The following is a 22,465-nucleotide window of genomic DNA, read 5'->3' on the forward strand; positions in this document are numbered from 1 at the left end:
TCAGTTCCCGGCGACCAGCGACAGCTTGCTGACGGCGCGCCGCCCGGTGATGGAGCCGTCCGGGGCGGGAGCGCCGTAGGTGACGTCGACGCCGCGTGCCTGGAGCGCCCGCACGATACCCGGCACCGAACGCTCGGCCAGCGCCGCGATCGTCATCGCCGGGTTCACCGTCAGCGCGCCCGGCACGGAGGCGCTGTCGGTCACGAAGATCCCGGGGTGGTCGCGGAGTTCGTGGTTCGGGTGCAGCGCCGAGGTCTTCGGGTCGTCGCCGATCCGGCACGACGCCAGCGGGTGCACGGTGTACGCGCCGACGACGTCGTTCGTCCACGGCGACACCTTCGCCAGGCCGTCCTTCTCGAGGATCTCCTTGCACTCCGCGTCGGCCAGCGCCCAGCCGTGCCGGGTGTTCGGCGTCGGGTCGTACTTCAGCGGACCACGGCCGAGCATCTGCTGCGAGATGCGGTAGGCGTTGCCGGTGGGCGGCGGCGCGCCGAAGACGCCCTCGTTGTCGTCCTCGGTCATCAGGAAGATGGTCAGCCAGGAGGCCCACTTCTTGAGGATCTCCTTCTTCTGCGCCCCGAACCAACGCGGTTCGTCGCCGTCGGGCACCTGCGCCAGGATCGTGCCGAGCCCCGGCGGGAAGTACAGCTGCTCCAGCGAGTACCGCTCGTACTCCGGCAGCGAACCGTCGAGCTTGTCCCAGTTCGCCACGGTCGGGCCCTTGCCGATGTGGTTGGCCTCGTAGACCTTACCGTCCTCACGGGACAGACCGAGCACCTCGCGGACCCGCTCCTCGTTGATGATCGCGGTGTTGAGCCGCTCACCGTTGCCCGAGAAGTAGCGGCCGACCCCGTGCGGCATGGTGCCCAGCGCCGCCTCCGAACGCTGCAGGATCACCGGGGTCGCGCCGGCGCCCGCGGCGATGATGACGATCTTCGCGTCGATCGTCCCGCTGCCCGGCTGGAGCCGGTAGTCCTCGTCGTCCACGATGTTGAAGTGCACGCGGTAGTCGCCGTCGTCGATCCGCTCGATCCGCTGGACCTCGTGCAGCGGCCGGATCTTCGCGCCGTGCGCGAGCGCGGCGGGCAGGTAGTTGGTCAGCAGCGAGCGTTTCGCGTCGAACCGGCAGCCCGCCATCATGAAGTTGCAGTTCACGCAGCGGTCGTTGTCCACCGCCACCGGCGCCGGGTTGGCGGTCCGGCCGGAGTGGTCGCAGAACGCCGCCCACAGCCCGCCCGCGTACGAGACGTCGTTCCAGTCCTGTTTGGACACCGGAAGCGATTCCGAAACCCGGTCGTACCAAGGCTCCAGCGAATCCCGCGTGATCGCCGACGGCCACATGCGGCGGCCGATACTGCCGTGGCGCTCGAACACGAACTTCGGCGCACGCGGCATCGCGGCGAAGTACACCACGCTGCCACCGCCGACGCAGTTCCCGCCGAGCACGCTCATCCCGTCGCCGACGACGAAATCGAAGGCCCGGGTGTAGGACGATCCGAGCAGATAGTCGTGCTCGAAATCCTTCGTCTCCAGCCAGGGTCCGCGTTCCAGCACGGTGACCTTCGCCCCGCCCGCGGCCAAGTGGTAGGCGGGGATGGAGCCACCGAACCCGCTGCCGACGATGACGACGTCGGTCTTGTCGTAGGCAGTCATGCGGGGCTCCCGGAAGGCGTCGTGTCAGGGTGGAGCCGCGCCAGCTCGCGGCGATAGGAGAACTTCGGGAACCGCCACAGCCCGTCTTCGTCCGGCGCGGTGTACCCCATCGCCAGCAGACCGGGGTGTCCCTCGGCGATGGCTTCGGCGGTGTGCTTGTGCGCGGCGCTGTCGAAGGACATGTTGCAGAACAAGGCGAGGCTCACCCAGCCGTCCTTCTCCGGATGCCCGGGCGCGGTCAGCGACCGCACGAGCGCGGTCCTGTCGGCGAAGGACAGCGCGACGAACGGCGGCAGCGACTCGTCGAGGGTGAGGTCGTGCTCCTTGGCGTAGCCCTTCGCGTGGTCGTTGAGGGACTGCGCCAGATACGGCAGCCCGACGGTCACCCCGGTCGCGTCGGTGTGCAGCAGTTCGAGCGCGCCCGCGACGACCGCGCCCGGCCCTTCCGCCGCGCCGGCGATCGCGTGGTCGCCGGGGAACCGCTTCTCCCCCGGCAGGATCGTGTCCGCGTAGGCCTCCAAAGTGGACACCTTGACCTGTTCGTCCGAATCCACGGAACCTACCTCCTGTTCCTGGTGTGCACGGTCATCGGCAGCCCGCCCCGCACCCGGAGCGACAGCATCGCCTCGGGCACCACGTCGTAGCCGGGGAGCTTCCTGAGTTCGAAGTCGCGCAGGACCATCGTCAGCACGAAGACGGCCTCCATCACGCCGAGGCTGTTGCCGATGCAGAACCGCGGCCCGGCGCCGAACGGGATGTAGGCGTAGCGGGGCCGCCCGCTCGGCCGGTCCGGATCGAACCGCTCCGGGTCGAACTTCTCCGGCTCCGGCCAGAACTCCGGATGCCGGTGCAGCGTGTAGGGCACGACGACGACGTCGGATCCGGCGGGGATGTGGTATCCGCCGATCTCGTCGTCGGCCTGCGCCACCCGCGGCAGCAGCCACACCGGCGGGTACAGCCGCATGACCTCTTCGACCACCCTCGCCGTGTACGGCAGCCGGTGCAGGTCGTCGTGTGTCGGCAACTGGTCGCCCAGTACCGCGTCGGCCTCGGCACGCAGTTTCGCCGCGATCTCGGGATGTTCGTCGAGCAGGTGGAACGCCCAGCCCAGCGTGCTCGCCGTCGTCTCGTGGCCGGCCAGCAGCAGCGTGATCAGCTCGTCCCGCATCTGCTCGCGGGACCCGTCGGTGGCGATGAGGCGTGAGAGCACGTCCTCGCCGTTCTCGACGGGGTTGGCCAGCCGCTGCGCGACGAGTTCGTCGGCGATACGGCGGAGGTCGGCCCGCGATTCCCGGAACCGCAGCTGCTTCTTCAACGGGGCCCACTGCGGGACCATGCTCAGCGTCACCGCTTCGAACATCGCCTGGTCCTGCACGGCTTCGAACGAATGCCCCAGCGAGCTGAATCCGCCGAGGTCCGCGTCGAGCAGGGTCTTGCCGAGCACGCCGAGCGTCAGCCCGGTCATCTCGTGCAGGATCTCCACCGGTCCTTCGGTGTCCCGCAAGCGTTTCACGAGCCCTTCGACCTCGTTCGCGACGACCGAGGCCTGCCGTGCGATCCGCTTGGGCTGGAACACCGGCTGGATGGTCCGGCGCTGCTTCTTCCAGACGTCGCCGTCACTGGTGAGCAGCCCGTCGCCGAGCGCCCGCCTCGCCTCCTGGAGGCCGATTCCCTTGTGGTAGTTGGCCGCGTTGTCCGCGAGCACGTGTTTCGCCAGGTCGGGGTGGTTCACCAGGTACATCGTCTTCGGACCGATCGCGATCCGGACGACGTCCCCGTGCGCCTCCGCCGAGTCCGACATGAGCGCCAGCCGGTCGGTGAAGAGCTTCTTCAGCAGACCGAAGGTCGCCCGGCGCGGCGGGCCGGGCGGCGCGAGACGCGCCGCCCGGCTGGTTTCCGCACCGTGGGTCATGCCGCCACGGCCCCGGTTTCCGTCTCCGGCTTCTCGGCCGGCTTCGGCAGGGACGTGACCTCGGCCGACTTCGCCTGCTCGGCCTCCCACTTTTCTCCTGCCTTCTTGGAGAAGTGCAGGCCCCACAGGAACGCGCCGCGGATGAGGCAGACCAGCGCGGTGGCGAGGAACAGGCCGTAGGCCACGTGCACGACCATGAAGAACCCGTACGCCAGCGCCACGCCCGAACCGAACAGGACCTGCGACGCGGGCTTCGACGGGGTCGTGCCCGGGTCGGTGACCATGTAGTTCGTGTAGAGCACGAACGCCACACCGGTCATCATCCCCAGCGCGCCGGGGATCGCGGTGTCGAACAGCAGACCACGGATGATCGCCTGGAGCGCGAAGGTGATCAGCCAGGCGCCGATCAGCCACATCCGCTGCGTCAGCATCGCGTTGAGGACGGTGCCCGACACGATGATGATGCCGACGATCAGCCAGCCGACCCACGAGTCGACCTGCTCGGTGAAGTGATACGGCGGCGCGATGCTCGCCCAGGGGAACACCAGCAGGATGATCGTGATGCCGAAGTTCGACGGGTTCATGTAGTGCCGCAACCGGCCGCGCACCGGGGCCTGCAGGACCCACTTGGCGCCGACGGCGACCACGACACCGAACATCATGACCAGTACCTGGTCGTTGACGTAGGTGAGCATGTTCAGCGCGAGACCGGTGATGTGCGCCGGGAACAGGAACTCCACGAGCCCCTTGAACCCGTTGCCGCGGAAGCGGACGCCCCGGCCCTGTGTCCGGGCGCCGATGATCTCCAGCAGGATTTCCGTGGCGTACGCCGTGGCCAGCGCGATGAACGGATAGGTGTAGGGCTGCTCGAAACCGAGCACGGTGTAGCCGATGATGTTGAAGACGGTGATCGAGATCGCGAACCGGCGAAGGGCCGTGATCGTCTTGTTGCTCTTCGGTGCCGTGAGTGTCTGCTCAGCCATGACGGTCATTTCTCCTTAGCCTGAGCGCCGAGCTGGAAGGTGTGGCTGCCCGGGGTCAGCTGGACCTCCTGGGTGCGGATGGTCCCGGTCAGGTCGCGCCACTGCAGGCAGACCTTCACCGGCCCGGTGACCTTGCCGAGTCCGATCTGGATCTCGTGGCTGCGCTTGCCGGAGTGGCCGCTGCCGCCGTCGACCCGGTCCATGTACTTCTTGCCGTCGGGGGTGATGACGGTGACCTGCGCGCCGATCGCCGCGGTACCCGCCGCCTTGAGCGGACCGTCCGCCGAAGCCTTGTCGTGCACCAGCTTCAGGTTCAGGTAGGACCCGGCGTCGGGGCTGACGTTGCGGTAGAAGATCGGCTGCTCCCACTGGCGGGCCACGGCGAAGTCGAGCTTGCCGTCACCGTCGGCGTCGCCGGTGGCGATACCGCGGGTGGGCACCGGGACCGCAAGACCGAGGCGCGGGGCCAGGTCGGTGTAGCGGCCGTCGGGGCTCTTGGCCCAGAAGTGCAGGGTGTGGTCGCCACCGACGTCGTCACCGGCGACCATGTTCGGCCAGAAGGACGGGTGCTTCAGCAGTTCGTCGTTCGAGGTCGCCAGTTCCTGCAGCTGCGGCCAACGGTTGACGTCGCCCTTGACGAACCCGGTCGCCTGCGTGATCACCGATTCGCCGCTGTTGTTGTAGTCGGCGATCTTGACGTCCCAGCCCCAGCCGGACCACGCGGTGCCCGCCTGTGCGCTGCGGTCGACCCACGGCGCCTCGCCGCCCTGCAGACGGCCGCGCAGATCCGCGGTGTCCTTGGCGGTGTTCATGAACTGGAAGTGGCTTTCCTCGATCCCCCAAGACGTCGTGATGTTGCTGACGTACAGGTCGTAGAGACCGTCGTGGTCGAGGTCGGCGAAGTCGACGCCCATGCCCTTGAAGGAGTCGTTGCCGAGCACCTTGGACTTCGGGTCGTTGGGCCCGCGGACGCCCTTCACCTCGGCGAACTCGACGTGACCGGGGCGGGACTTGTTGTACAGCAGGCGGTCGTGACCGAAGTCGTTGCCGATGTAGAGCTCCGGCAGGTTGTCCCCGTCGACGTCGGTCGCGCTGGCCGCGAGCGACCAGCCGCCCTGGGCGTCGGCCGGGATGGCCTTGTCGTCGAGGGCGAACGACGCGGTCGGCTTCGCGCCCTGGGTGGCGCCGGTGAACCGCAGGATGTACTTGCCGCCCGCGTTGTCCGCGTGCGACATCGACTTGTTCATCTCGACCCCGCCCTGCACGCGGTCGTCCAGGACCGCGCTGTCGGGGAAGTAGTTGCCGATGAAGATGTCCTGGTGGCCGTCGCCGTCGAAGTCACCGACCGAGGCGGCGTTGGTGTTCCACAGTGGACCGGAGTACTCGCCGTTCTTGGAGTTGTTGCCCGGCACCAGTTCCACCGGCTCGTAGGCCTTCGGCTCCAGCTTCGTGGCGCCCGGCTTCGAGAGGAACAGGATCGGGGTGCGGCCCCAGTAGTAGGCCAGCAGGTCGACCCGGCCGTCCTCGTTGTAGTCCGCGGGCACGCAGCCCATGGGCGCGATGTACTTGCCCATCGGCAGCGGCGCCGCGTCCAGCGCGAACGGCGCGTAGCGGTCACCGCCCTTGCCCGGCGTCGGGGTGACGACGACCTGGTCGCTGCGCGGGTCGACGAAGCACAGGTCGTTCGCGAGCTTGTCGCCGTCGAGGTCGTTGACCGCGATCGCGGCGCCGACCGACGAGATCCAGGCCCGGATGTGCTCGTAGTCCTTGTTCACCGTCCGGATCGACTGGCTCTTCGCCGCCTCCGGCAAGGCGATCGTCAGTGGTTCGAACGCGTACTTCGAGGCCATCGTGTCGGCCTCGGCGGTCGAGACCGTGGGCAGCTGCGCCACCACGAACAGACCCGCCATCAGCAACAAGGCCACGATGCCCGCAAGCTGCTTGCGGAGCCAGCCCAAGGTCGCGGTCATTTCCCTGCACCTCCAGAAAGAATCGCTTCGGCGATGCGCTGTCGCCAGGTTTCGAATGCCGGGAGTTCGCCGTCGACCACGGTCGCGGGGCGCACCTCCTGGGTGATGGCCGCGGCCCGCTCGGCCGGCAGCCCGCAGATCGCCTGCGTGGCGACCTCGGTCTCGGGGATCAGCAGCCCGGCGCGGACGCGGGCCTCGGCGGCGAAAGCGCTGCCCTGGGCGAGATTCCCGCGGTGCTCACCGGCGAACTCGGCCAGCTTCAGCAGTTCGTCGGACGTGACGCCGCACGCGTAGGTCGAGGCGAGCCCGACCCCGGCGTAAAGGTCTCCGTGGCGACGCTCCGGGAAGCGCGCGATCGCGTCGGCGACCAGATCGACGTCGGTACCGCAGATGAACCACAGCGCCCGCCCGATGCCCTGGTCGATCGCGCGCAGCGAGTACCCGTCGTTGCCGGGCGGCCAGGAGAAGCCGGGGTCCTGGAACTGCCCGTCGATGTACTTCGCCGTCTTGAAGTACGCCTGGTGGAAGCCGTACCCGTCGAGCACCAGCCAGCGCAGCAACGGGTCGAAGTCCTCGGCGGAGGGCCAGCGGAAGCGCGGCAGCCGCGCCATCGCCCAGCCGACGCCGACGTAGATGATGTAGTCGTGCTTCTCACCGGGCCCGTCGAGGAACTCCGCGATGTGCCGTCGTCCACCGCCCGGCAGCCCGTCCAGCATTCCGTAACCCATTCCCGCGCCTTCGTAGGCGAAGCCGCGGTATTTCACCGGAATACGTTCGAGCCATTCTTCCGCCTGCTCGGCGGAACGCGCTTCGACCGCGTGCGCGTAGCCGAGCAGGAATTTCTCACCGACGGTCTCCAGCAATTCTTGAGCGGCCGGGCTCTTCTTGTGGAAACCGCGCTTGTCCAGTGACGTCTCGGAGACGTCCGGCGTGATCATGCGGCGTCTGATCGTGCGCCAACCATTGCCCAACGCACTCTCCCCCTAACGGGTGGATTCGAATTCCGGATCGCTTAAAGCGTCACATGCGTGGTGATAGCCCAGCTACTCCACGGTTGCGTCCGCGTTCTCCCGGTTTGCGAGACCGGGAGAACGCGGGAACGACTTTCGGTCAGGCCACCGCGCGCAGGTACCCTGGCGACGGCGCGACCATCCGGTTCCCCGCCGACGACGGACCGCCGGCGAGGGTGATCGCCATCGGCGCGTCGGTCGGCAGCGGGGCGCGCATCGGCATCCGGAGGTGGACCATGCCGTACCGGGTGATGTCGACGCGGCCGGGCAGCGTCCCCATGGAGAACGAGGACGCCGCGGTCCCGGCGGCGTGTTCGGCCACCCCGATGACGGTCCACCGGCCCTCGGGGACGTTCTGGATTTCGATGTCCGCCGACAGGACGTTCGCCCTGCCCCCGAAGGCGACCGGGCCACACTGCGGGATCGACTCGGCGAACAGTCCGATGAGGACGGTCGCCGGACCGGCCCCGCGCGGGGTCTCGACCCGCACGCTGATCGTGCCGGTACCGGTTCGCATCGTCGGGCTGCCCATTCCGGCGCTGTGCAACGCTTCCAGGGTCGGAAGCCGCTGGAAGTGCGGGGCCATCGCCACGAGCAGCTCGCCGACCTCGGGATCGCGGTACTGGGTCGGGGTCATCCCGACCGCACGGGTGAAGCGGCTCGTGAACGTGCCGACACTGCTGTAGCCGACGCTGCACACGATGTCCGACACCGTCAGCGATGTCGTCAGCAGCAGTCGTTTCGCTTCGAAGAGCCGGATCGCGGTGAGATACCGGCCGGGGGTGACACCGGTCGCCTTCGCGAAGATCCGCGAGAAGTGGAACGGGCTGACGAAGACTTCCTGTGCCAGGTCGCTCAAGGTGATCGGGTCGAAATACCTCGCGTGCATGGCGGAGATGGCCTGCAGGACCGCGGGTTGCAAGGGGGACGCCGGCTCAGGGTGCCGACCGGGTTCGGTGACGCCTTTCTCGTTCGCCGCCGTGGCGACTGTTCGTAGCTGCATCAGACCAACCTCGGATTCGCTGTCGCTTTTCTCTGTACGCCAGCTAACGCGTCGGCGATTTCAGCGGGCTCGACAAGCGATCGAGATGGGTCCTGCGGCGTTCTCGGAACGTGCGCTATCGGCGGGCGGGCGGAGAAAGCGCACGAACTGAGACACTCGTGCCCCGGCAGGGTGACGCCCTCACACGGCCTCAAACCGGGAAATCGAGCACGCATTCCCCGACGCCGACCTCGGCGGGCCAGTCGAGTTTGAGGGCGCGGTCGACGCGGTCGCCGGCGTCCACCGGGACGGCGTGCGCGGCCAGTCCCATGGCGCGGGCGACGAGGTAGAGCGTCTGCTGCAGCGCACCGACATGCGCCAGCGTCGTGGCGTACGCGCCACCACCGAGCACCGACGCCATCCGCGGCATCCGCGCGGTGACGGTGATCAGCGCCGAGGGCCACCGATGGTTGCCGCCGCCGATCATCGCGATGTCGAGCATCTCGTCGAGATCGGCCGCGTCGTCGTTGACCAGGTCGAGCCGATGGCCGAGCGGGTCGTAGTGGTAGATCCCGCGGTCCAGCCCCGAACAGCGGTTCACCGACACGTAGAGCTCGAGTTCGTACAGGCAGGCGACGCTGAAGTACGGCCGTTGCGAGGCACTGTGCGCGGGCCCGTTCGGCAGATGCGCGGGCCCGATCGACCGGATCCGCGCGCCGCGGTACAGGAACTCGCCGATCTGCTCGGCCGACAGCACGCTCTCGGTGAACTCGGGGCAGCTGTGGTCGTTCTCCAGCAACGCCGTCAGCGTCGGATCGGTCTCGGCGCGGTCGGCCAGATCCGGCCGGAACAGCGAATAGCTAGGGCCTTCGCCGGTGGGGGCCTTGACCACCGGCGGATTCCCGAGCCCGGCGATATCGGCCGGGCCGCCGGGCCGCCAGGTCCGGCTCGTGGTGTGGAACGACAGTTCGTCCGGGGACCACACGCCCAGTTCGGGATCGTCGTCCTCGGCGAACCTGCCGTTCTCCCCGGCGGCCTGGACGACGCCCGCGGCGACCAGATAGGACACGATCCCGCCGACCACGCCGCGATCGATCCCGGTCGTGGCCACGATCTCCCCGACCGACTTCGCCGTCGCGAGGGTCGCCGCGACGTGCACCGCCCACGGCTGGGACAGCACGACACGGTAGCGCGCGGACGGCGACTCCAGGCCCATCCCGTCGGCGTCGGACCGCAGGGAACTGAAGCGGGACAACCGGATCGGGCGGCCGGCGGGGATCTCCACCGGTGCGAACACCGGCGCGAGCACGACCGGGATCACCGACAGCAGCGGGCCGCGGCCGTCGGCGAGACCGAGTGAGCGCACCACGGAACCGCCGAGTTCCTTGAGCACCTGCCGCAGCGCGTCGGCGCCCTCGGCCGTCCAGCTCAGTTCGCCTTCGAGATCGGGCTCCCGTTCGACGGGCTCCCACGAAGAGGTCACGTTCGCCAGCGAAACCGGCCCCAAGGCCATACGCCGCAACGATTCCCGCACCAGTGGTTCCGCGTGCGGGAATTCGTGCTCGCCCCAGCGCGTGACGACCACCAGTGAGCCGTCCTCACTGATTTCGACAAGGCTGTCGTCGGTGAGCGACCACAGGGGGATCGTTTCGGCCACACCGCCGGGGGGATCTGTCGTCAACTGATGCTCCAGCTTGATCTACAAGAACATGGGGAAGGGATTCAGCCGCTCGTAGGGAGTCGGTTCGGCGAGCCTGCCCAGGCGCACCGGCACGTCGAACAGCCGTCCGGGAGCGAAGCGGCTCCAGAACGGACGCAGCCCCGGAACGACCACCCGGACCACCGGGAGGTCGATGTCGGGCCGCGTCTGGTCCAGCACCATCGTCTCCATTCCCAGCACGGAAAGCCTGCGTACCAAGCACTCCACGTCGTCACGGACGTCGGGACGCCGGACGAACTTGAAGTCCGCGGCCCGTTTCGCCGACCGGCCGGGCGCCGGCAGCAGATACGGCTGGTTCGCGACCGTCGCGTACCGGAGCCACCGCGCCGCGTCGGGATCGTCGAGCTCGACGTCGTTCGCGAGCACCGCCGGGATCAGCTGGTTGAGCTCGCTGACCGCCCGCCGCAGCGCCGTCCTGGGGTCCAGGTGGGCGCCGAAGCCCATCATGACGTTTTCGCGCGGCCCGACGATACTCCTGGACAGCGCGACCATCACCGGAACACCGAGGTCCGCCGTCAGGTCGAGGACCCACAGTTCCCGGCCCGCCCGCGCGTACTGGCCGACCATCTCCTCGGCCCACGGGTCGTCGAACGAGGCGATGTCCACTCCAGGAACGGGAAGCCGGTTGTACCACCACAGCGCGACGGCGTCGCGTTCGACGAGTTCGAGCAGTCCCTGCAGGATCGCGTCCTCGATGCTGCTTCCGGCCGCGCAGCCGTTGGAATCCGCGCGCATCCCGGTGAGCCCGCACTCCCACGGCACCCCGTAATAGAGGTACGCGGTCGGCATCAGCTTCCGGCGCTGCTGCGAGAGCGACCACAGGGGTGTCCAGTCGATGGCGGCTTCGGCGTCGAACCGTTCCGGCACGTACTGGAAGTTGGAGTGGGCGGCGTTCCACTCGACGCGGCTGTCGTATTGGCGCTCGTCGAAGAGCATGCACGAGTTCGGGTGGACGGCGTCCTCGCCGAGCGCGCGGAAGGTGTCGCGGATCCGGAGTTCGTCGCCCTGGTAGTTCGCCGAGAACCGCTCGATCGCCTCGCACAGCGCGCCGACCTCGGCGTCGATCGGGCTCGCCCCCTTGCCGCCGTTCTCCCCGCGCAGCCCGGCCTGCAACCCCGCCTCACCGCGCACGCGGCGGGCGACGTTCCCCCCGGAGTGGTACGCGTTCACGAACGCAGGCGCCCGCGGGTCGCGGGAGATCTCCTTGACGATCCCGGTGACCGGGCTGACCAGGTGCCCGTAGCGGTCGAGCACCTCGACCGGGGTGAGGGTCCGGTGCCCGCCACCGCCCGACGTCGCCTTCTTGGCCTCCCGCAGCACCACCGGCTCGGCCGTCCGCGCGGCGACGATCCCTTCGTCACCGCATTCGGGGCACTGGGGACGGCGCCGCAGTTCGTGCAGGCGCCCCTGCAGGTCGAGGGTGTCCAGGATCCACACGGCCTGCTGCCCCGGATAGCGGTGTCCCGCCAGCCATTTGGACGCTTCGAGGGAGATCAGATGCGACGCGGCCGCGGTCAGCGGCGGCACGGCGGGCATCGGGAACGACGCGGGGCCGTCGTGCCCGAGGACCTCCTGCACGCAGGCCTCGGCGTGCCGGTGCCCCCACAACCGGTTCGTCAGGCAGTGCCAGCAGCCGGACCGGCCGGGCTGCATGATCGGGCCGATCCACACCTGCGAACCCGACGGCCGGGCCAGCAGCCACGGTCGCCCGGTGCGCCGGTGCTCGGCGTCGATCTCCGCCAGGCGCGGGTCGAGGTAGTCGTCGCACAGCACGATGGCCAGTTCGGAAGCCGTGCCGACCACTTCGATCCCGCTCGCGGCCAGCCCGCTGGCCACCTGCGAGGTGTCGATGCCACTGCCGATCGCGGTCAGGCTCGCCGTCGCCGGCTTCTGACGGCCGGCCACCGCGGAGGCGTCGAGACCGCAGGCGTCCCAGTACGCGAGCGCGCGTTCGTCGCCGCTGATCTCGTCCGGGACGTGAACGGTGACCAGACCGGCCTCGACCAGCCGGGCCAGCACACCGGTGACCTGTTCGGCGCTCATCCCGTCCGGGCGGGCGGACAGCAGCCCGTCGAGGTCACGGGTGCCGTCGAGCAGGGCCGCCACCGACGCGACCTGCGCGCCGCGCATCGCGATGACCCCTTGTTCCGAAAACAGATAGGCACCGTTCCCCGCGCGGACCTCCACGCGCAGATGCCGTTTGAACCCCAGGCCACCGCTGATCGAGCCGGACGTGGACGATGCCTCGCGCATGTTGACCCCCAGAAGGTCGGTTCGATTCTCGAATCCTGCTCGGCTGCCTTTGCCCCGGCCAGTGCGCGATTCATGTGTCGGACATGAAAAACCCACGTTCTTCCGGGACGCACGCACGCGGAAGCTGGTGGACGGCTCACTGGCCCGCGACGGGCCGCTCTGCCACTGTCGAAGTACTGGGAATCAGGTCTCGACGCGTATCGAGCTGGAGGGCGCTTGCGATGTACACCGGATCACGAGTAGCGGACACGCACCACGGCTCGGCACCCAACCCGATTCCGGTCCCGCCCGCAAGTCCTGTCCGTTTCACCCTCCTCGGCCCGCTCGAACTCGTGCGGGACGGGATCGACTACGCGCCGACGACGCCGAAGCTGCTCCAGGTGCTCGCCATGCTGGTGATGAGCCCGGGGAAGATCGTGCCCATCGACGCGATCGTGCAGGAGCTGTGGGCCGACGACCCGCCGCGCAGCGTCCGCACCACCATGCACACCTACGTCTACCAGCTGCGCAAGTGCATCGAGGAGAACGAGCTCGCCCCGTACGGTGAGACCATGCTGGCGACGAAACCGCCGGGGTACGTGTTCCGGATCGCCCCCGAGCAGGTGGACGTCTTCGAGTTCCAGGAGCTGCAGCAGCGGGGCCGGGAACTGCAACTGCGGGGTGAGCACATCGAAGCGGCGAAAGCCTTCCGCTCCGCGCTCGCCCTGTGGTCGGGGCCGCCGCTCGCGAACGTCCACTGTGGACCGGTGTTGTCGGCGTACTCGGTCGACCTCGTCGAACAGCGGCGCAGCACCCTGCACCTGCGGATCGAGGCGGACATCGCGGCCGGGATGCGGCACGAGCTGATCGGCGAACTGCGTTCCCTGGTCGCCGCGAATCCGCTGGACGAGGCCCTGCACGGGCAGCTGATCCGCGTGCTCGGCCGCAGCGGGCGGCGTTCCGACGCGCTCGCCACGTACCGTCAGGTGCGGGCTCGGCTCAACTACGAACTGGGCGTCGAGCCCTGTGACGAACTGCAGGTACTGCACCACGGCCTGCTTTCCGAGGGTGAACCCGCGTGAACAGCATTCCCGGCACGGAAACGAAAGTGAGGATCGACGGATGAGCATTCGTACCTATGGACAGTTCTGCGGTCTGGCCAGGGCGCTGGAGATCATCGGCGAACGCTGGTCGCTGCTGATCGTCCGTGACCTCGTCCTCGGCCCGAAGCGGTTCACCGAGTTGCAGGCGGGCCTGCCCAAGATCCCGCCGAGCACGTTGTCCGCGCGGCTCAACGAACTCGAGCAGTCCGGGGTGCTCCGCCGCCGCCTGCTCCCCCAGCTCGACGCCGCGGTGGTCTACGAACTCACCGAGTACGGCAGCGAACTCGACCAGATCGTACTGGACCTCGGCCTCTGGGGCGCGCGGTCGCTCGGGCAGCCGTCCGCCGACGACGTCTTCACCCTGGACTCGGCGATCCTCTCGCTGTACACGACCTTCCGGAGCGAAAAGGCCAAGGGCGTCCAGGTCACCTACGAACTGCGTTACCCGGGCGAGATGATCCTGCACGCGATCGTCGAGGACGGCGCGCTCAAGGTCGCGGAGGGCGCGCACCCCGGCGCCGACGCCGTCATCGAACCGCTGGGCCCGTTCATCAAGGACCTGCTGACCGGCGACCTCACCGCCGCCGACGCGACGCGGACCGGCAAGATCCGCCTCGAAGGCGCCTTCGAATACCTCGAACTGTTCGCGGAATTGTTCCACATCCCCGCGGCTCCGAAAGTGACCGAAGGAATCGTCGTCCGCTGAGCCATCCGGCGTAAGACCGCAGGTCGGATCAGCAATCCGGAGTAACGGAAACCTCCGGATCGCGGGCTATCGTCGAGATCCGTCACCGGTCGGTCCTTCGTCTTAGGAGCCCTGCATGGCCACACTTGATTCGCGTCCGGGTCTGTTCGCCGCGCTCAACGGGAAATACCACCGCGCGGCGCTCCTCTCCTTCGCGGTGGTCGTGGTGGCCCACTGGGCGGAACACCTGGTGCAGGCGTTCCAGATCTACGCCCTCGGCTGGAAGACCCCGGACGCGCGCGGCGTGCTCGGGATCCCCTTCCCGGCACTGATCAGCTCCGAATGGCTGCACTACGGGTACGCCATCGTCATGCTGGTCTTCCTGTTCGCCCTGCGCAAAGGTTTCGCCGGCCGTTCGCGGCAGTGGTGGAACCTGGCGCTCGGCCTGCAGTTCTGGCACCACATCGAACATCTGCTCCTGCTGATCCAGGCGCAGACCGGCTGGCGCCTCGGCGGCGGCACCGCGCCGAGCAGCATCATCCAGCTGTTCATCCCGCGGGTGGAACTGCACCTGTTCTACAACACGATCGTCACCATCCCGATGATCATCGCGATGCTCGTGCACCGGAAGGCCCCCGCCGCCGAGCGGGAGCTGACCGGGTGCACGTGCTCGCCCGAAAGCCGGCGTGAGCTGGCGACCGCGGCGTCGTGACCAGGAGGCTCTTCGCGCTACTGGCGGTGCTGGTGGCGTGGTTCGGGGTCGCGGTGCTCACCGCGGCCCCGGCCTCGGCCCACGTCGAGCTCCTTTCTTCGAACCCCGCCGACGGCGCCCGGCTCACGTCGGCCCCCGACCGGGTCTCGATCACCCTGTCGGAGAACATCGGCATCCAGCCGAACTCGATCAAGGTCGTCGACCAGCAGGGCACCGACGTGGTGTCCGGCCCGGTGTTCCAGCCGGGCGAAGTCGCCGAAGAGGTCGCCGTCGCGCTCGAGCCCGACCTTCCGGACGGCAGCTATCTCGTCGAGTACGCCTTCGTCTCGGCCGACTCACATCCGGTCCGCGGCACGATCGCCTTCGTGATCGGCACCGGTCCCCTGATCACGTCGGCGGGCGCGGTGTCCGCCTCCACCGGGACCGATCCGGTGACCGACGCGCTGTTCACCACCTTCCGCTGGGGCTCCTTCGGCGGTGTCGCGTTGCTGGGCGGGCTGGTGTTCCTGCTGGTCTGCCGCCCCGAGGGCCGCACCGATCCGTCGGCGCGGAAGCTGATCACAGCGGGTCTGTGGCTCTCGGGAGTCACTGCCGTGGCCGGCTTCCTGCTGCAAGGTCCGTACGTCGCGGGCCGCGGGGTGGGTGCGCTCTTCGACCCGGCGATGATCGAGGCGACCCTGCGGGTGGCGTACGGGAAGCTCCTGCTCCTGCGCCTGGCCGCGATCGTCGCGCTCGCCGTGATCGTGCGACGGCTGCTCACCGGTGACCTGCCGGAGCGGCTGCGCTCGCGCTACGAGAACCTCGGCATCGCCGCCGGGTTCATCGTGATGCTCAGCTTCTCCGCGACCGGGCATGCCGTGGCCGACAAGATCATGTTCCTCTCGGTCAGCGCCGACCTGGCGCATTTCGGCGCGATGGCCGTGTGGGTCGGCGGGCTGATCCAGCTGGCCGTGCTCCTGCGCGGCAGGTATTCGGCGTCCGAGGCCGAGCCGGCGCTGGCGCGGTTCCACCCGATCGCCACCCGGTCGATCGTGATCATGGTGGTCAGCGGCGCCTACCTGGGCTTCCGGCTCGTGCCGTCGGTGGAGGCGCTGTGGACGTCGGCCTACGGCATCGTCTTCCTGCTGAAGCTGACCGGATTCGCCGCGTTGCTGTGGGTGGCGAACCTGAGCCGCAACGCCGTGCGGCGCGGGATCTCCGGGCGCGGCGGCACCGGCGTGGTGACCGCCGACCTGCGGAAACTGCGGATCAGCGTCGGGGTCGAGGTGCTGATCGTGGCCGTGGTGCTCGCGCTGGCCGCGGCGCTGTCCTCGATGTCCCCGACCGGCTGATCACCGCTCGATCTCCTCTTCCGGCGGGGCGAACGGCCCCCAGGTGAAGGCCCGGAGCCACGGCTCTGGATCGCCGAGCCAGTCCATGGCGGCGATCTGGGCCGGGCTCCGGCGCCCGGCGAGCGATCGGTAAAGATCCACAGGCGCGCCCGAGAGCACCGCGGCGACCGGTTCGGTACCGGCGATCCAGGTCGCGCCCTCGGTCTCGATCCGCATCCCGGGCAGCCCGTGCCTGCCCAGCGAGTCGCCGAGGCCGCGGACGAGCACTTCGAATCCCCGCAGCCAGGCGGCGTGCGCCCCGGGAGGCGGAGCGCCGAGCGCGTACCGGAGATCGAGTTCGTGGGTGAAGGCGTCCATCACCAGGATGTCGCCGCGGCCCTTCCCGTCGCCGTCGGCGGCGAGGAGGGCGTCGGCTTCGGGACCGCGTTCGAGCCAGAGCTTCAGCACCTCGGGGGCCGACGCAGTCTCCGGCACCGGGCAGGCCTCACCACCGAACCGGGTGATCACCCGATCGCAGATCTCGGCCAGATGCGCGATCAGCTCCCGCACGGTCCACTGTGGACACGCTGGGACGACCCGCTCGGCGGCGCCCGCGTGGTCGGCGAGCAAGATCGCGAAGTTCTCTCTGACCTGCCGATACCCTTCGGCCGCTGTCGCCGTATTCCAGCCAGGGACCCGAATTCGGCTGCTCGTCACGCGGCCACCTCCAGTAGGGGTAAGCGATGGTCGTCCATTCTCCCATCGCTTCGGAGCTTCACCCTTCTCCCCGCTTGCGCGTACCGTTCAACGCAAAGACCACCCACCCGTGGCGCGTGTCGCCACGGCTTCAGGCACACTGGTCGGGGAAAGCCCCGTGTGGCAAGAGAAAGCGCCCAATGGCGACACATCGACCACTGTGGAGGTGACCAATGGAGATGCCCGGCTTCGATCTGGCGTGGCGTGGTTTCAATCGCGCTCAGGTCCGGGAATTCGTTCGCGAGGTGGAAGCCGAACTACGACGAGTGGAAGCCGAACGCGATGAAGCGCTCCGCCGCGGAGACGCGCTCGCCGCCGAGCTCACCGCCGCACGCGAGGACAATCGAGAATTGAAGGCCACGGTCGACCGGATCAGCCGTGTGCCGATCGCGCCGGACGCGTTGCAGGAGCGCTCGCGCCGCATGCTCGAACTCACCCGCGAAGAGGCCGAAGACATCACCGCGCGTGCCGCCGAAGAGGCCGCCAAGGCCGAGGCGGAACGGAAGCGGATCGCCGACGACTTCGAACGCGCCATGACGCTGCGCCGCGCGGAAGCGATGCGCGCACTCGCCGCACGGGATGAAGCCGCGCAGGCCCGGGCGCGAAAACTGCTCGACGACGCCGCAGAAGAGAGCGAGCGCCTGGTCGCCGAAGCGCGACAGAAGGCCGATGTGGCCCTCCGCCTGCGCGATGACGTGCTGAAACAGCTGGTCGGCTGCCGCGAACTGCTCACCGAGGCCGGCTCGGTACTGGCCGTGCCCGACTCGCCGAAACCGGAAGTGCCCGTTCAGCGCCGGAGCAGGCCCGAAGCCCGCACCGGCACCGAAGCGGCCGCGACCTAGGCGGGGTCGCCCGAAGAGAAGACCACCGGCCGGATCTCCATCGCGTTGATATGTGCGTCCGGGATCTGGCCCGCGATCTCGATCGCGCGCTCCTTGCTGTCGCATTCGACCAGGTAGAAGCCGGCCAGGTACTCCTTCGACTCCGCGAACGGGCCGTCGGTGACCACCGGGACACCGTCACGCACCCGCACCACCGTGCTCTCCTTCGGCTCCCCCAGCGCCTGCGTCCCCAGCAGTTCGCCGCTCTCGGTGAGCTTCTTCATGAAAGGGTCGATGCGGGCGACCACCTCGTTGCGCTCTTCCTCGGGGAGAGCGTCCCAGGCGGTGGGGTTCATGGTGATCATGATCATGTACTTCATCGGTGTTCCTCCTGGTCGTCCGGCCGATCCCCGGCCACTCACGCAGGGGTCGGAGCCGCCGGATCGTCCTCGACATCCTGGCACCCGGAAATTCGCTTCGCCCGGGCACATACGTGGGGAGGGTATAGTGATCGGTGACAGGGAACGACGAGAGAACGGGTGCGGAATGACGGGCTACGGCACCGAGCGGGAGGCCTATCTCAAGCGCCTGCGCCGGATCGAAGGACAGATCCGCGGCTTGCAGCGGATGGTCGAGGAGGACAAGTACTGCATCGACATCCTGACGCAGGTGTCCGCGGCCACGAAGGCGCTGCAGTCGTTCTCCCTCGAACTGCTGGACGAGCACCTCGCCACCTGCGTGGTCCACGCGGCCGCCGCGGGCGGTGAAGAGGCCGACCTCAAGGTGAGGGAGGCGTCCGACGCCATCGCCCGGCTGGTCCGGTCCTGATCAGGCGTTCCCGCGGAACCGGCGTAACCGCAGGCTGTTGGTGACGACGAACACCGAGGAGAACGCCATCGCGGCCCCCGCGATCATCGGGTTGAGCAGGCCGAGCGCGGCCAGCGGCAGCGCGGCGACGTTGTAGGCGAACGCCCAGAACAGGTTGCCCTTGATCGTGCCGAGCGTGCGGCGCGAAAGCCGGATGGCGTCCGCGGCCGCGCGCAGGTCGCCGCGTACCAGGGTCAGGTCACCGGCCTCGATCGCGGCGTCCGTCCCGGTCCCCATCGAGAGACCGAGGTCGGCCTGCGCGAGCGCGGCCGCGTCGTTGACGCCGTCGCCGACCATGGCGACCACGCGCCCTTCGGCTTGCAGCCGTTTGACGACGTCGACCTTGTCGGCGGGCAGGACCTCCGCGATCACCTCGTCGATCCCCACCTCGGCGGCGACGGCCTTCGCGGAACCGGTGTTGTCGCCGGTCAGCAGGACCGGGCGGAGTCCGAGCGCTTTCAGTTCCGCCACGGCCTTGGCCGAAGTCGGCTTGACCGTGTCGGCTACGACGACCACACCGCGCGTCTCACCGTCCCAGGCGACGACGACCGCGGTGGCGCCACGATCCTCGGCGGCCGCCCTGACCTGGGAATACTCGTCGCCGACGGCGATGCCGTGCCGGTCGAGGAGCGCAGTCCGCCCGGCCAGGACGGTCTTGCCCTCGACTTCACCGAAGACACCCAGGCCCTCCACGTTGCGGAACCCGTCGACCGCCGGCAGTTCGCCCAGCCGCTCTTCGGCGGCCGCGACGATCGCGCGGGCGATCGGATGCTCGGAAGCGTGCTCGACCGCCGCGGCCAGCCGCAGCACCTCGGTCTCATCGGCCCCGAAGAGGTCGGTGAGGCTCATCTTCCCGGCGGTCACCGTTCCGGTCTTGTCCAGGACCACGGTGTCGACCGCACGAGTGGACTCGAGCACTTCGGGTCCCTTGATGAGGATGCCCAGCTGCGCGCCGCGACCGGTGCCGACCAGCAGCGCCGTCGGCGTGGCGAGGCCGAGCGCGCACGGGCAGGCGATGATGAGGACAGCGACGGCGGCGGTGAAGGCGGCGTCGGCTCCGCTGCCGGCCCCGAGCCAGAAGCCGAGCGTGCCGACCGCGAGCGCGATCACCACCGGGACGAACACGGCCGACACCCGGTCGGCGAGCCGCTGGACCCGCGCCTTGCCGTTCTGCGCGTCTTCGACCAGCCGTGCCATCTGCGCGAGCTGTGTGTCGGCGCCGATCCGGGTGGCGCGGACGACGAGCCGTCCGCCGGCGTTGACCGTCCCACCGACGACGGTGTCCCCGGCGCCGACCTCCACCGGGACCGCTTCACCCGTCAGCATGCTCAGGTCGACGGCGGATCCCCCGTCGATCACGACACCGTCGGTGGCGATCTTCTCCCCCGGCCGCACGACGAACTCGTCGCCCGTCTTCAGCTCGCCGATCGGGACGCGGCTCTCCGTACCGTTCTTGAGGACCGCGACGTCCTTCGCGCCGAGTTCGAGCAGCGCCCGCAGCGCGGCGCCGGAGCGACGCTTGGACCGGGCCTCGAAGTACCGGCCGGCCAGGAGGAACGTCGTCACCCCGGCGGCGACTTCGAGGTAGAGGTTGCCCGCACCGGATCCGCGCTGCATCGTCAGCTCGAAGCCGTGCCGCATGCCGGGTACCCCGGCGGTGCCGAACAGCAGGGCGTACAGCGACCAGAGCGTGGCGGCGACGACGCCGAGTGAGATCAGGGTGTCCATGGTGGCGGCGCCATGGCGGAGGTTCGTCCAGGCCGGGCGGTGGAACGGCCACGCGCCCCAGGTGACGACCGGCGCGGCCAGCGCCAGCGAGACCCACTGCCAGTAGGTGAACTGCCAGGCCGGGACCATCGCCAGCACGATCACCGGCACGGCGAGCACGGCCGAGACGACGAGACGCGTACGAAGCGCGTCGGTCTGGTCTTCGTCTTCGTCGGGCTTGGGTGGCTGGGCCGTGTAGCCGGCCGACTCGACGACGCCGACGAGTTCTTCGACCGAGAGCGCGGCGGGGAAGTCGACCTGCGCCTTCTCGGTGGCGTAATTGACCGTGGCGGAGACGCCGTCGACCTTGTTCAGTTTGCGTTCGACCCGCGCGGCGCAGGACGCGCAGGTCATCCCGCCGATGGCCAGTTCGACCCGCTGGGATGTCCCGACGCTCACGGCGTACCTCCCGGGTGGTGCCCGTGGTGCTCGCTGGTCGGAGCCGGCGCGGGCGGTTCGTCCGGCGGCCCGACGGCGGAACCGATCGCCCAGGCGACGGCGAACACCGCGACCAGGGCCGCGGCGAACGCCGACACCTTGACGGCGGTGCTCACGAGACGAGCTGGTAACCGGCCTCGGTGACGGCCGCGTCGACGGCTTGGACGTCCAGGGGCGCCTCGCTCGTGACGGTGACCTTGCCGCTGGCGACGTCCACGTTCACGGCGCTGACGCCCGCGATCCCGCTGACCTCCTCGGTGACGGAGGAAGCACAGTGCCCGCAGGACATGCCCTTGACGGTGTAGGTGGTTTCGGCCATCGGTACGAACTCCTCTACAGGACAGGTGGAGCGATCACTTCCTTTATACCCCGTGGGGGTAGGGGTTTGCACAGAGGGTGCGGGCACACTGCGCAAATGAGGAAGATCTCCGCCATCGGCATCGGCGCCGGCGACCCGGACCACCTGACCGTCCAGGCCATCCGGCGGCTGAACGAGACCGATGCGTTCTTCGTCCTCGACAAGGGCTCGGAGAAGCAGGACCTGACGGCGCTGCGCCAGGAGATCCTCGACCGCTTCGTCGAGCAGCCCGGCTACCGCGTCGTCCGGGCACCGGACCCCGAACGCGACCGTACTCCGGACGACTACCGGAAGGCCGTCGCCGACTGGCACCGCCTCCGGACCGACGTCTACGAGAACATGATCGCTTCCCTGGGTCCCGACGAGCGGGGCGCGTTCCTCGTCTGGGGCGATCCCGCACTCTACGACTCGACCCTCACGTTGCTGGACGCCGTGCTGGCCAGGGGCAACGTCGAGTTCGAGTACGACGTCATCCCCGGGGTCAGCAGTGTGGCCGCGCTGACCTCCCGGCACCGGACCACGATGAACCAGATCGGCCGCCCGGTACAGATCACGACCGGCCGCCGTCTCGAGGCCGGCTGGCCCGCGGACGTCGACGACGTCTTCGTGATGCTGGACGCGAACTGCACCTTCTCGCAGTACGTCGACACGGGCCTGGAGATCTACTGGGGCGCGTACCTCGGGACCCCCGACGAGCTCCTGCTCTCCGGTCCCCTGACCGCCGATCTCGCCGCGGAGATCCGCTCCGTCCGCGCCTCCGCCCGCTCCCGCAAGGGCTGGATCATGGACATCTACCACCTACGACGCCCAATCCGCCCCTAGCTCGCTTACCCCTTCGCGTGCTCCACGCCGTCATTCGCGTGTCCAGGGGCGTCATTCGCGTGATGGGGCGCGTCATTCGCGTGATCCCGTGAGTGACGCCTCTGATCACGTGTGTGACGCGCTCGGTCACGTGAGTCGCGTGCTCGGTCACGGGTGTGGCGGGTTTTGGGTATGAAAAAAAGGCCCAGGTCGGGAGAACTCTGGGTTCTCGACCGACCTGGGCCTTTTATCTTCAATGTTAGTCCGGCGGTGTCCTACTCTCCCACAACCCTTCGGTTGCAGTACCATCGGCGCTGTCAGGCTTAGCTTCCGGGTTCGGAATGGGACCGGGCGTTTCCCTGACGCTATAACCACCGAAACACTA

Annotated in this window: 21 protein-coding genes and 1 rRNA gene; 7 read left to right on the forward strand and 15 right to left on the reverse strand. The window is 68.9% G+C overall.

Translation table 11 applies throughout. The features are described from left to right. The 9 genes from DMH01_RS13685 to DMH01_RS13725 form a co-directional block, all read right to left on the reverse strand. The gene (locus DMH01_RS13685) at positions 1-1,653 is read right to left on the reverse strand and encodes a GMC family oxidoreductase N-terminal domain-containing protein (RefSeq protein WP_125676535.1); all 1,653 of its coding nucleotides are present in this window, start codon (positions 1,651-1,653) and stop codon (positions 1-3) included. Then, on the reverse strand, positions 1,650-2,207 hold the full coding sequence (locus tag DMH01_RS13690; protein WP_125676537.1) for a DUF5987 family protein: 558 nt from the start codon (positions 2,205-2,207) through the stop codon (positions 1,650-1,652). Before DMH01_RS13690 ends, DMH01_RS13685 begins: the two co-directional genes overlap by 4 nt. A 5-nt stretch (positions 2,208-2,212) precedes the next feature. After that, entirely contained in the window at positions 2,213-3,565 is a 1,353-nt protein-coding gene (locus DMH01_RS13695; protein ID WP_125676539.1) for a cytochrome P450, read from the reverse strand. Continuing rightward, positions 3,562-4,557 (reverse strand): enediyne biosynthesis protein, encoded by a 996-nt coding sequence (locus tag DMH01_RS13700; protein WP_199745469.1) that lies wholly within the window; start codon positions 4,555-4,557, stop codon positions 3,562-3,564. Before DMH01_RS13700 ends, DMH01_RS13695 begins: the two co-directional genes overlap by 4 nt. Further along, positions 4,554-6,518, reverse strand: coding sequence for a CRTAC1 family protein (locus DMH01_RS13705; protein ID WP_125676543.1), 1,965 nt, complete (start codon positions 6,516-6,518; stop codon positions 4,554-4,556). The genes DMH01_RS13700 and DMH01_RS13705 overlap by 4 nt, the downstream gene beginning before the upstream one ends. Next, entirely contained in the window at positions 6,515-7,468 is a 954-nt protein-coding gene (locus tag DMH01_RS13710) for a DUF1702 family protein (RefSeq protein ID WP_255432049.1), read from the reverse strand. The genes DMH01_RS13705 and DMH01_RS13710 overlap by 4 nt, the downstream gene beginning before the upstream one ends. 160 nt (positions 7,469-7,628) lie before the next feature. Then, a complete protein-coding gene (locus DMH01_RS13715; RefSeq protein WP_125676547.1) occupies positions 7,629-8,531 on the reverse strand; it encodes an AraC family transcriptional regulator in 903 nt (300 codons plus the stop codon). Positions 8,532-8,721: 190 nt separating this feature from the next. Next, positions 8,722-10,167, reverse strand: coding sequence for a SagB family peptide dehydrogenase (locus DMH01_RS13720; protein WP_125676787.1), 1,446 nt, complete (start codon positions 10,165-10,167; stop codon positions 8,722-8,724). Positions 10,168-10,209: 42 nt separating this feature from the next. Then, the gene (locus DMH01_RS13725) at positions 10,210-12,483 is read right to left on the reverse strand and encodes a TOMM precursor leader peptide-binding protein (protein ID WP_125676549.1); all 2,274 of its coding nucleotides are present in this window, start codon (positions 12,481-12,483) and stop codon (positions 10,210-10,212) included. Positions 12,484-12,704: 221 nt separating this feature from the next. Here DMH01_RS13725 and DMH01_RS13730 point away from each other — a divergent pair, with 221 nt between their 5' ends. From DMH01_RS13730 to DMH01_RS13745, 4 genes are all read left to right on the forward strand, one after another. Continuing rightward, a complete protein-coding gene (locus tag DMH01_RS13730) occupies positions 12,705-13,544 on the forward strand; it encodes an AfsR/SARP family transcriptional regulator (RefSeq protein WP_199745470.1) in 840 nt (279 codons plus the stop codon). Between the two features lie 40 nt (positions 13,545-13,584). Beyond that, positions 13,585-14,271 (forward strand): helix-turn-helix domain-containing protein, encoded by a 687-nt coding sequence (locus DMH01_RS13735; protein ID WP_034313734.1) that lies wholly within the window; start codon positions 13,585-13,587, stop codon positions 14,269-14,271. Between the two features lie 115 nt (positions 14,272-14,386). Then, complete coding sequence (locus DMH01_RS13740) at positions 14,387-14,962, forward strand: hypothetical protein (RefSeq protein ID WP_125676551.1); 576 nt, start codon at positions 14,387-14,389, stop codon at positions 14,960-14,962. Continuing rightward, positions 14,959-16,293: a copper resistance CopC/CopD family protein gene (locus DMH01_RS13745; RefSeq protein ID WP_125676553.1), complete on the forward strand. Its 1,335-nt coding sequence runs from the start codon at positions 14,959-14,961 to the stop codon at positions 16,291-16,293. The genes DMH01_RS13740 and DMH01_RS13745 overlap by 4 nt, the downstream gene beginning before the upstream one ends. Here DMH01_RS13745 and DMH01_RS13750 read toward each other — a convergent pair whose 3' ends face one another. After that, positions 16,294-16,989 (reverse strand): maleylpyruvate isomerase family mycothiol-dependent enzyme, encoded by a 696-nt coding sequence (locus DMH01_RS13750; RefSeq protein WP_125676555.1) that lies wholly within the window; start codon positions 16,987-16,989, stop codon positions 16,294-16,296. Between the two features lie 212 nt (positions 16,990-17,201). On the opposite strand from DMH01_RS13750, the gene DMH01_RS13755 reads away from it, so the two are divergent. After that, positions 17,202-17,870 carry a M protein gene (locus DMH01_RS13755; RefSeq protein WP_125676557.1) on the forward strand — a complete coding sequence of 223 codons (669 nt, stop codon included), beginning with the start codon at positions 17,202-17,204 and terminating at the stop codon, positions 17,868-17,870. Here DMH01_RS13755 and DMH01_RS13760 read toward each other — a convergent pair. After that, positions 17,867-18,229 (reverse strand): YciI family protein, encoded by a 363-nt coding sequence (locus DMH01_RS13760; protein WP_125676559.1) that lies wholly within the window; start codon positions 18,227-18,229, stop codon positions 17,867-17,869. The genes DMH01_RS13755 and DMH01_RS13760 overlap by 4 nt on opposite strands. 166 nt (positions 18,230-18,395) lie before the next feature. On the opposite strand from DMH01_RS13760, the gene DMH01_RS13765 reads away from it, so the two are divergent. Further along, the gene (locus DMH01_RS13765; protein ID WP_007034631.1) at positions 18,396-18,677 is read left to right on the forward strand and encodes a metal-sensitive transcriptional regulator; all 282 of its coding nucleotides are present in this window, start codon (positions 18,396-18,398) and stop codon (positions 18,675-18,677) included. Here the strand turns inward: DMH01_RS13765 and DMH01_RS13770 are convergent, their stop codons facing one another. From DMH01_RS13770 to DMH01_RS13775, 3 genes are read right to left on the reverse strand one after another with little or no spacing between them, the layout of a single operon-like run. Continuing rightward, positions 18,678-20,837: a cation-translocating P-type ATPase gene (locus tag DMH01_RS13770; protein ID WP_233621510.1), complete on the reverse strand. Its 2,160-nt coding sequence runs from the start codon at positions 20,835-20,837 to the stop codon at positions 18,678-18,680. It lies immediately after the preceding gene. A 41-nt stretch (positions 20,838-20,878) separates the two neighbouring features. Continuing rightward, positions 20,879-21,037 carry a hypothetical protein gene (locus DMH01_RS42980; protein ID WP_199745471.1) on the reverse strand — a complete coding sequence of 53 codons (159 nt, stop codon included), beginning with the start codon at positions 21,035-21,037 and terminating at the stop codon, positions 20,879-20,881. Further along, positions 21,034-21,240, reverse strand: coding sequence for a heavy-metal-associated domain-containing protein (locus DMH01_RS13775; RefSeq protein WP_016332212.1), 207 nt, complete (start codon positions 21,238-21,240; stop codon positions 21,034-21,036). Before DMH01_RS13775 ends, DMH01_RS42980 begins: the two co-directional genes overlap by 4 nt. A gap of 96 nt (positions 21,241-21,336) precedes the next feature. On the opposite strand from DMH01_RS13775, the gene cobF reads away from it, so the two are divergent. Beyond that, complete coding sequence (gene cobF, locus DMH01_RS13780; RefSeq protein ID WP_125676562.1) at positions 21,337-22,101, forward strand: precorrin-6A synthase (deacetylating); 765 nt, start codon at positions 21,337-21,339, stop codon at positions 22,099-22,101. Positions 22,102-22,342: 241 nt separating this feature from the next. On the opposite strand, the gene rrf is transcribed toward cobF, so the two are convergent. After that, positions 22,343-22,459: ribosomal RNA gene (gene rrf / locus DMH01_RS13785) — 5S ribosomal RNA — on the reverse strand. Positions 22,460-22,465: the final 6 nt, after the last annotated feature.

Origin of the sequence: Amycolatopsis sp. WAC 04182, assembly GCF_003947465.1 — a bacterium.
Taxonomy (GTDB): domain Bacteria; phylum Actinomycetota; class Actinomycetes; order Mycobacteriales; family Pseudonocardiaceae; genus Amycolatopsis.

Coding starts and splice junctions, on each gene's coding strand:
- DMH01_RS13685 (WP_125676535.1), bottom strand. CDS start 1,653: ATGACTGCCTACGACAAGACCGACGTCGTCATCGTCGGCAGCGGGTTC.
- DMH01_RS13695 (WP_125676539.1), bottom strand. CDS start 3,565: ATGACCCACGGTGCGGAAACCAGCCGGGCGGCGCGTCTCGCGCCGCCC.
- DMH01_RS13700 (WP_199745469.1), bottom strand. CDS start 4,557: ATGACCGTCATGGCTGAGCAGACACTCACGGCACCGAAGAGCAACAAG.
- DMH01_RS13705 (WP_125676543.1), bottom strand. CDS start 6,518: ATGACCGCGACCTTGGGCTGGCTCCGCAAGCAGCTTGCGGGCATCGTG.
- DMH01_RS13715 (WP_125676547.1), bottom strand. CDS start 8,531: ATGCAGCTACGAACAGTCGCCACGGCGGCGAACGAGAAAGGCGTCACC.
- DMH01_RS13725 (WP_125676549.1), bottom strand. CDS start 12,483: ATGCGCGAGGCATCGTCCACGTCCGGCTCGATCAGCGGTGGCCTGGGG.
- DMH01_RS13730 (WP_199745470.1), top strand. CDS start 12,705: ATGTACACCGGATCACGAGTAGCGGACACGCACCACGGCTCGGCACCC.
- DMH01_RS13735 (WP_034313734.1), top strand. CDS start 13,585: ATGAGCATTCGTACCTATGGACAGTTCTGCGGTCTGGCCAGGGCGCTG.
- DMH01_RS13740 (WP_125676551.1), top strand. CDS start 14,387: ATGGCCACACTTGATTCGCGTCCGGGTCTGTTCGCCGCGCTCAACGGG.
- DMH01_RS13755 (WP_125676557.1), top strand. CDS start 17,202: ATGGAGATGCCCGGCTTCGATCTGGCGTGGCGTGGTTTCAATCGCGCT.
- DMH01_RS13760 (WP_125676559.1), bottom strand. CDS start 18,229: ATGAAGTACATGATCATGATCACCATGAACCCCACCGCCTGGGACGCT.
- DMH01_RS13765 (WP_007034631.1), top strand. CDS start 18,396: ATGACGGGCTACGGCACCGAGCGGGAGGCCTATCTCAAGCGCCTGCGC.
- DMH01_RS13770 (WP_233621510.1), bottom strand. CDS start 20,837: ATGACCTGCGCGTCCTGCGCCGCGCGGGTCGAACGCAAACTGAACAAG.
- DMH01_RS13775 (WP_016332212.1), bottom strand. CDS start 21,240: ATGGCCGAAACCACCTACACCGTCAAGGGCATGTCCTGCGGGCACTGT.
- cobF (WP_125676562.1), top strand. CDS start 21,337: ATGAGGAAGATCTCCGCCATCGGCATCGGCGCCGGCGACCCGGACCAC.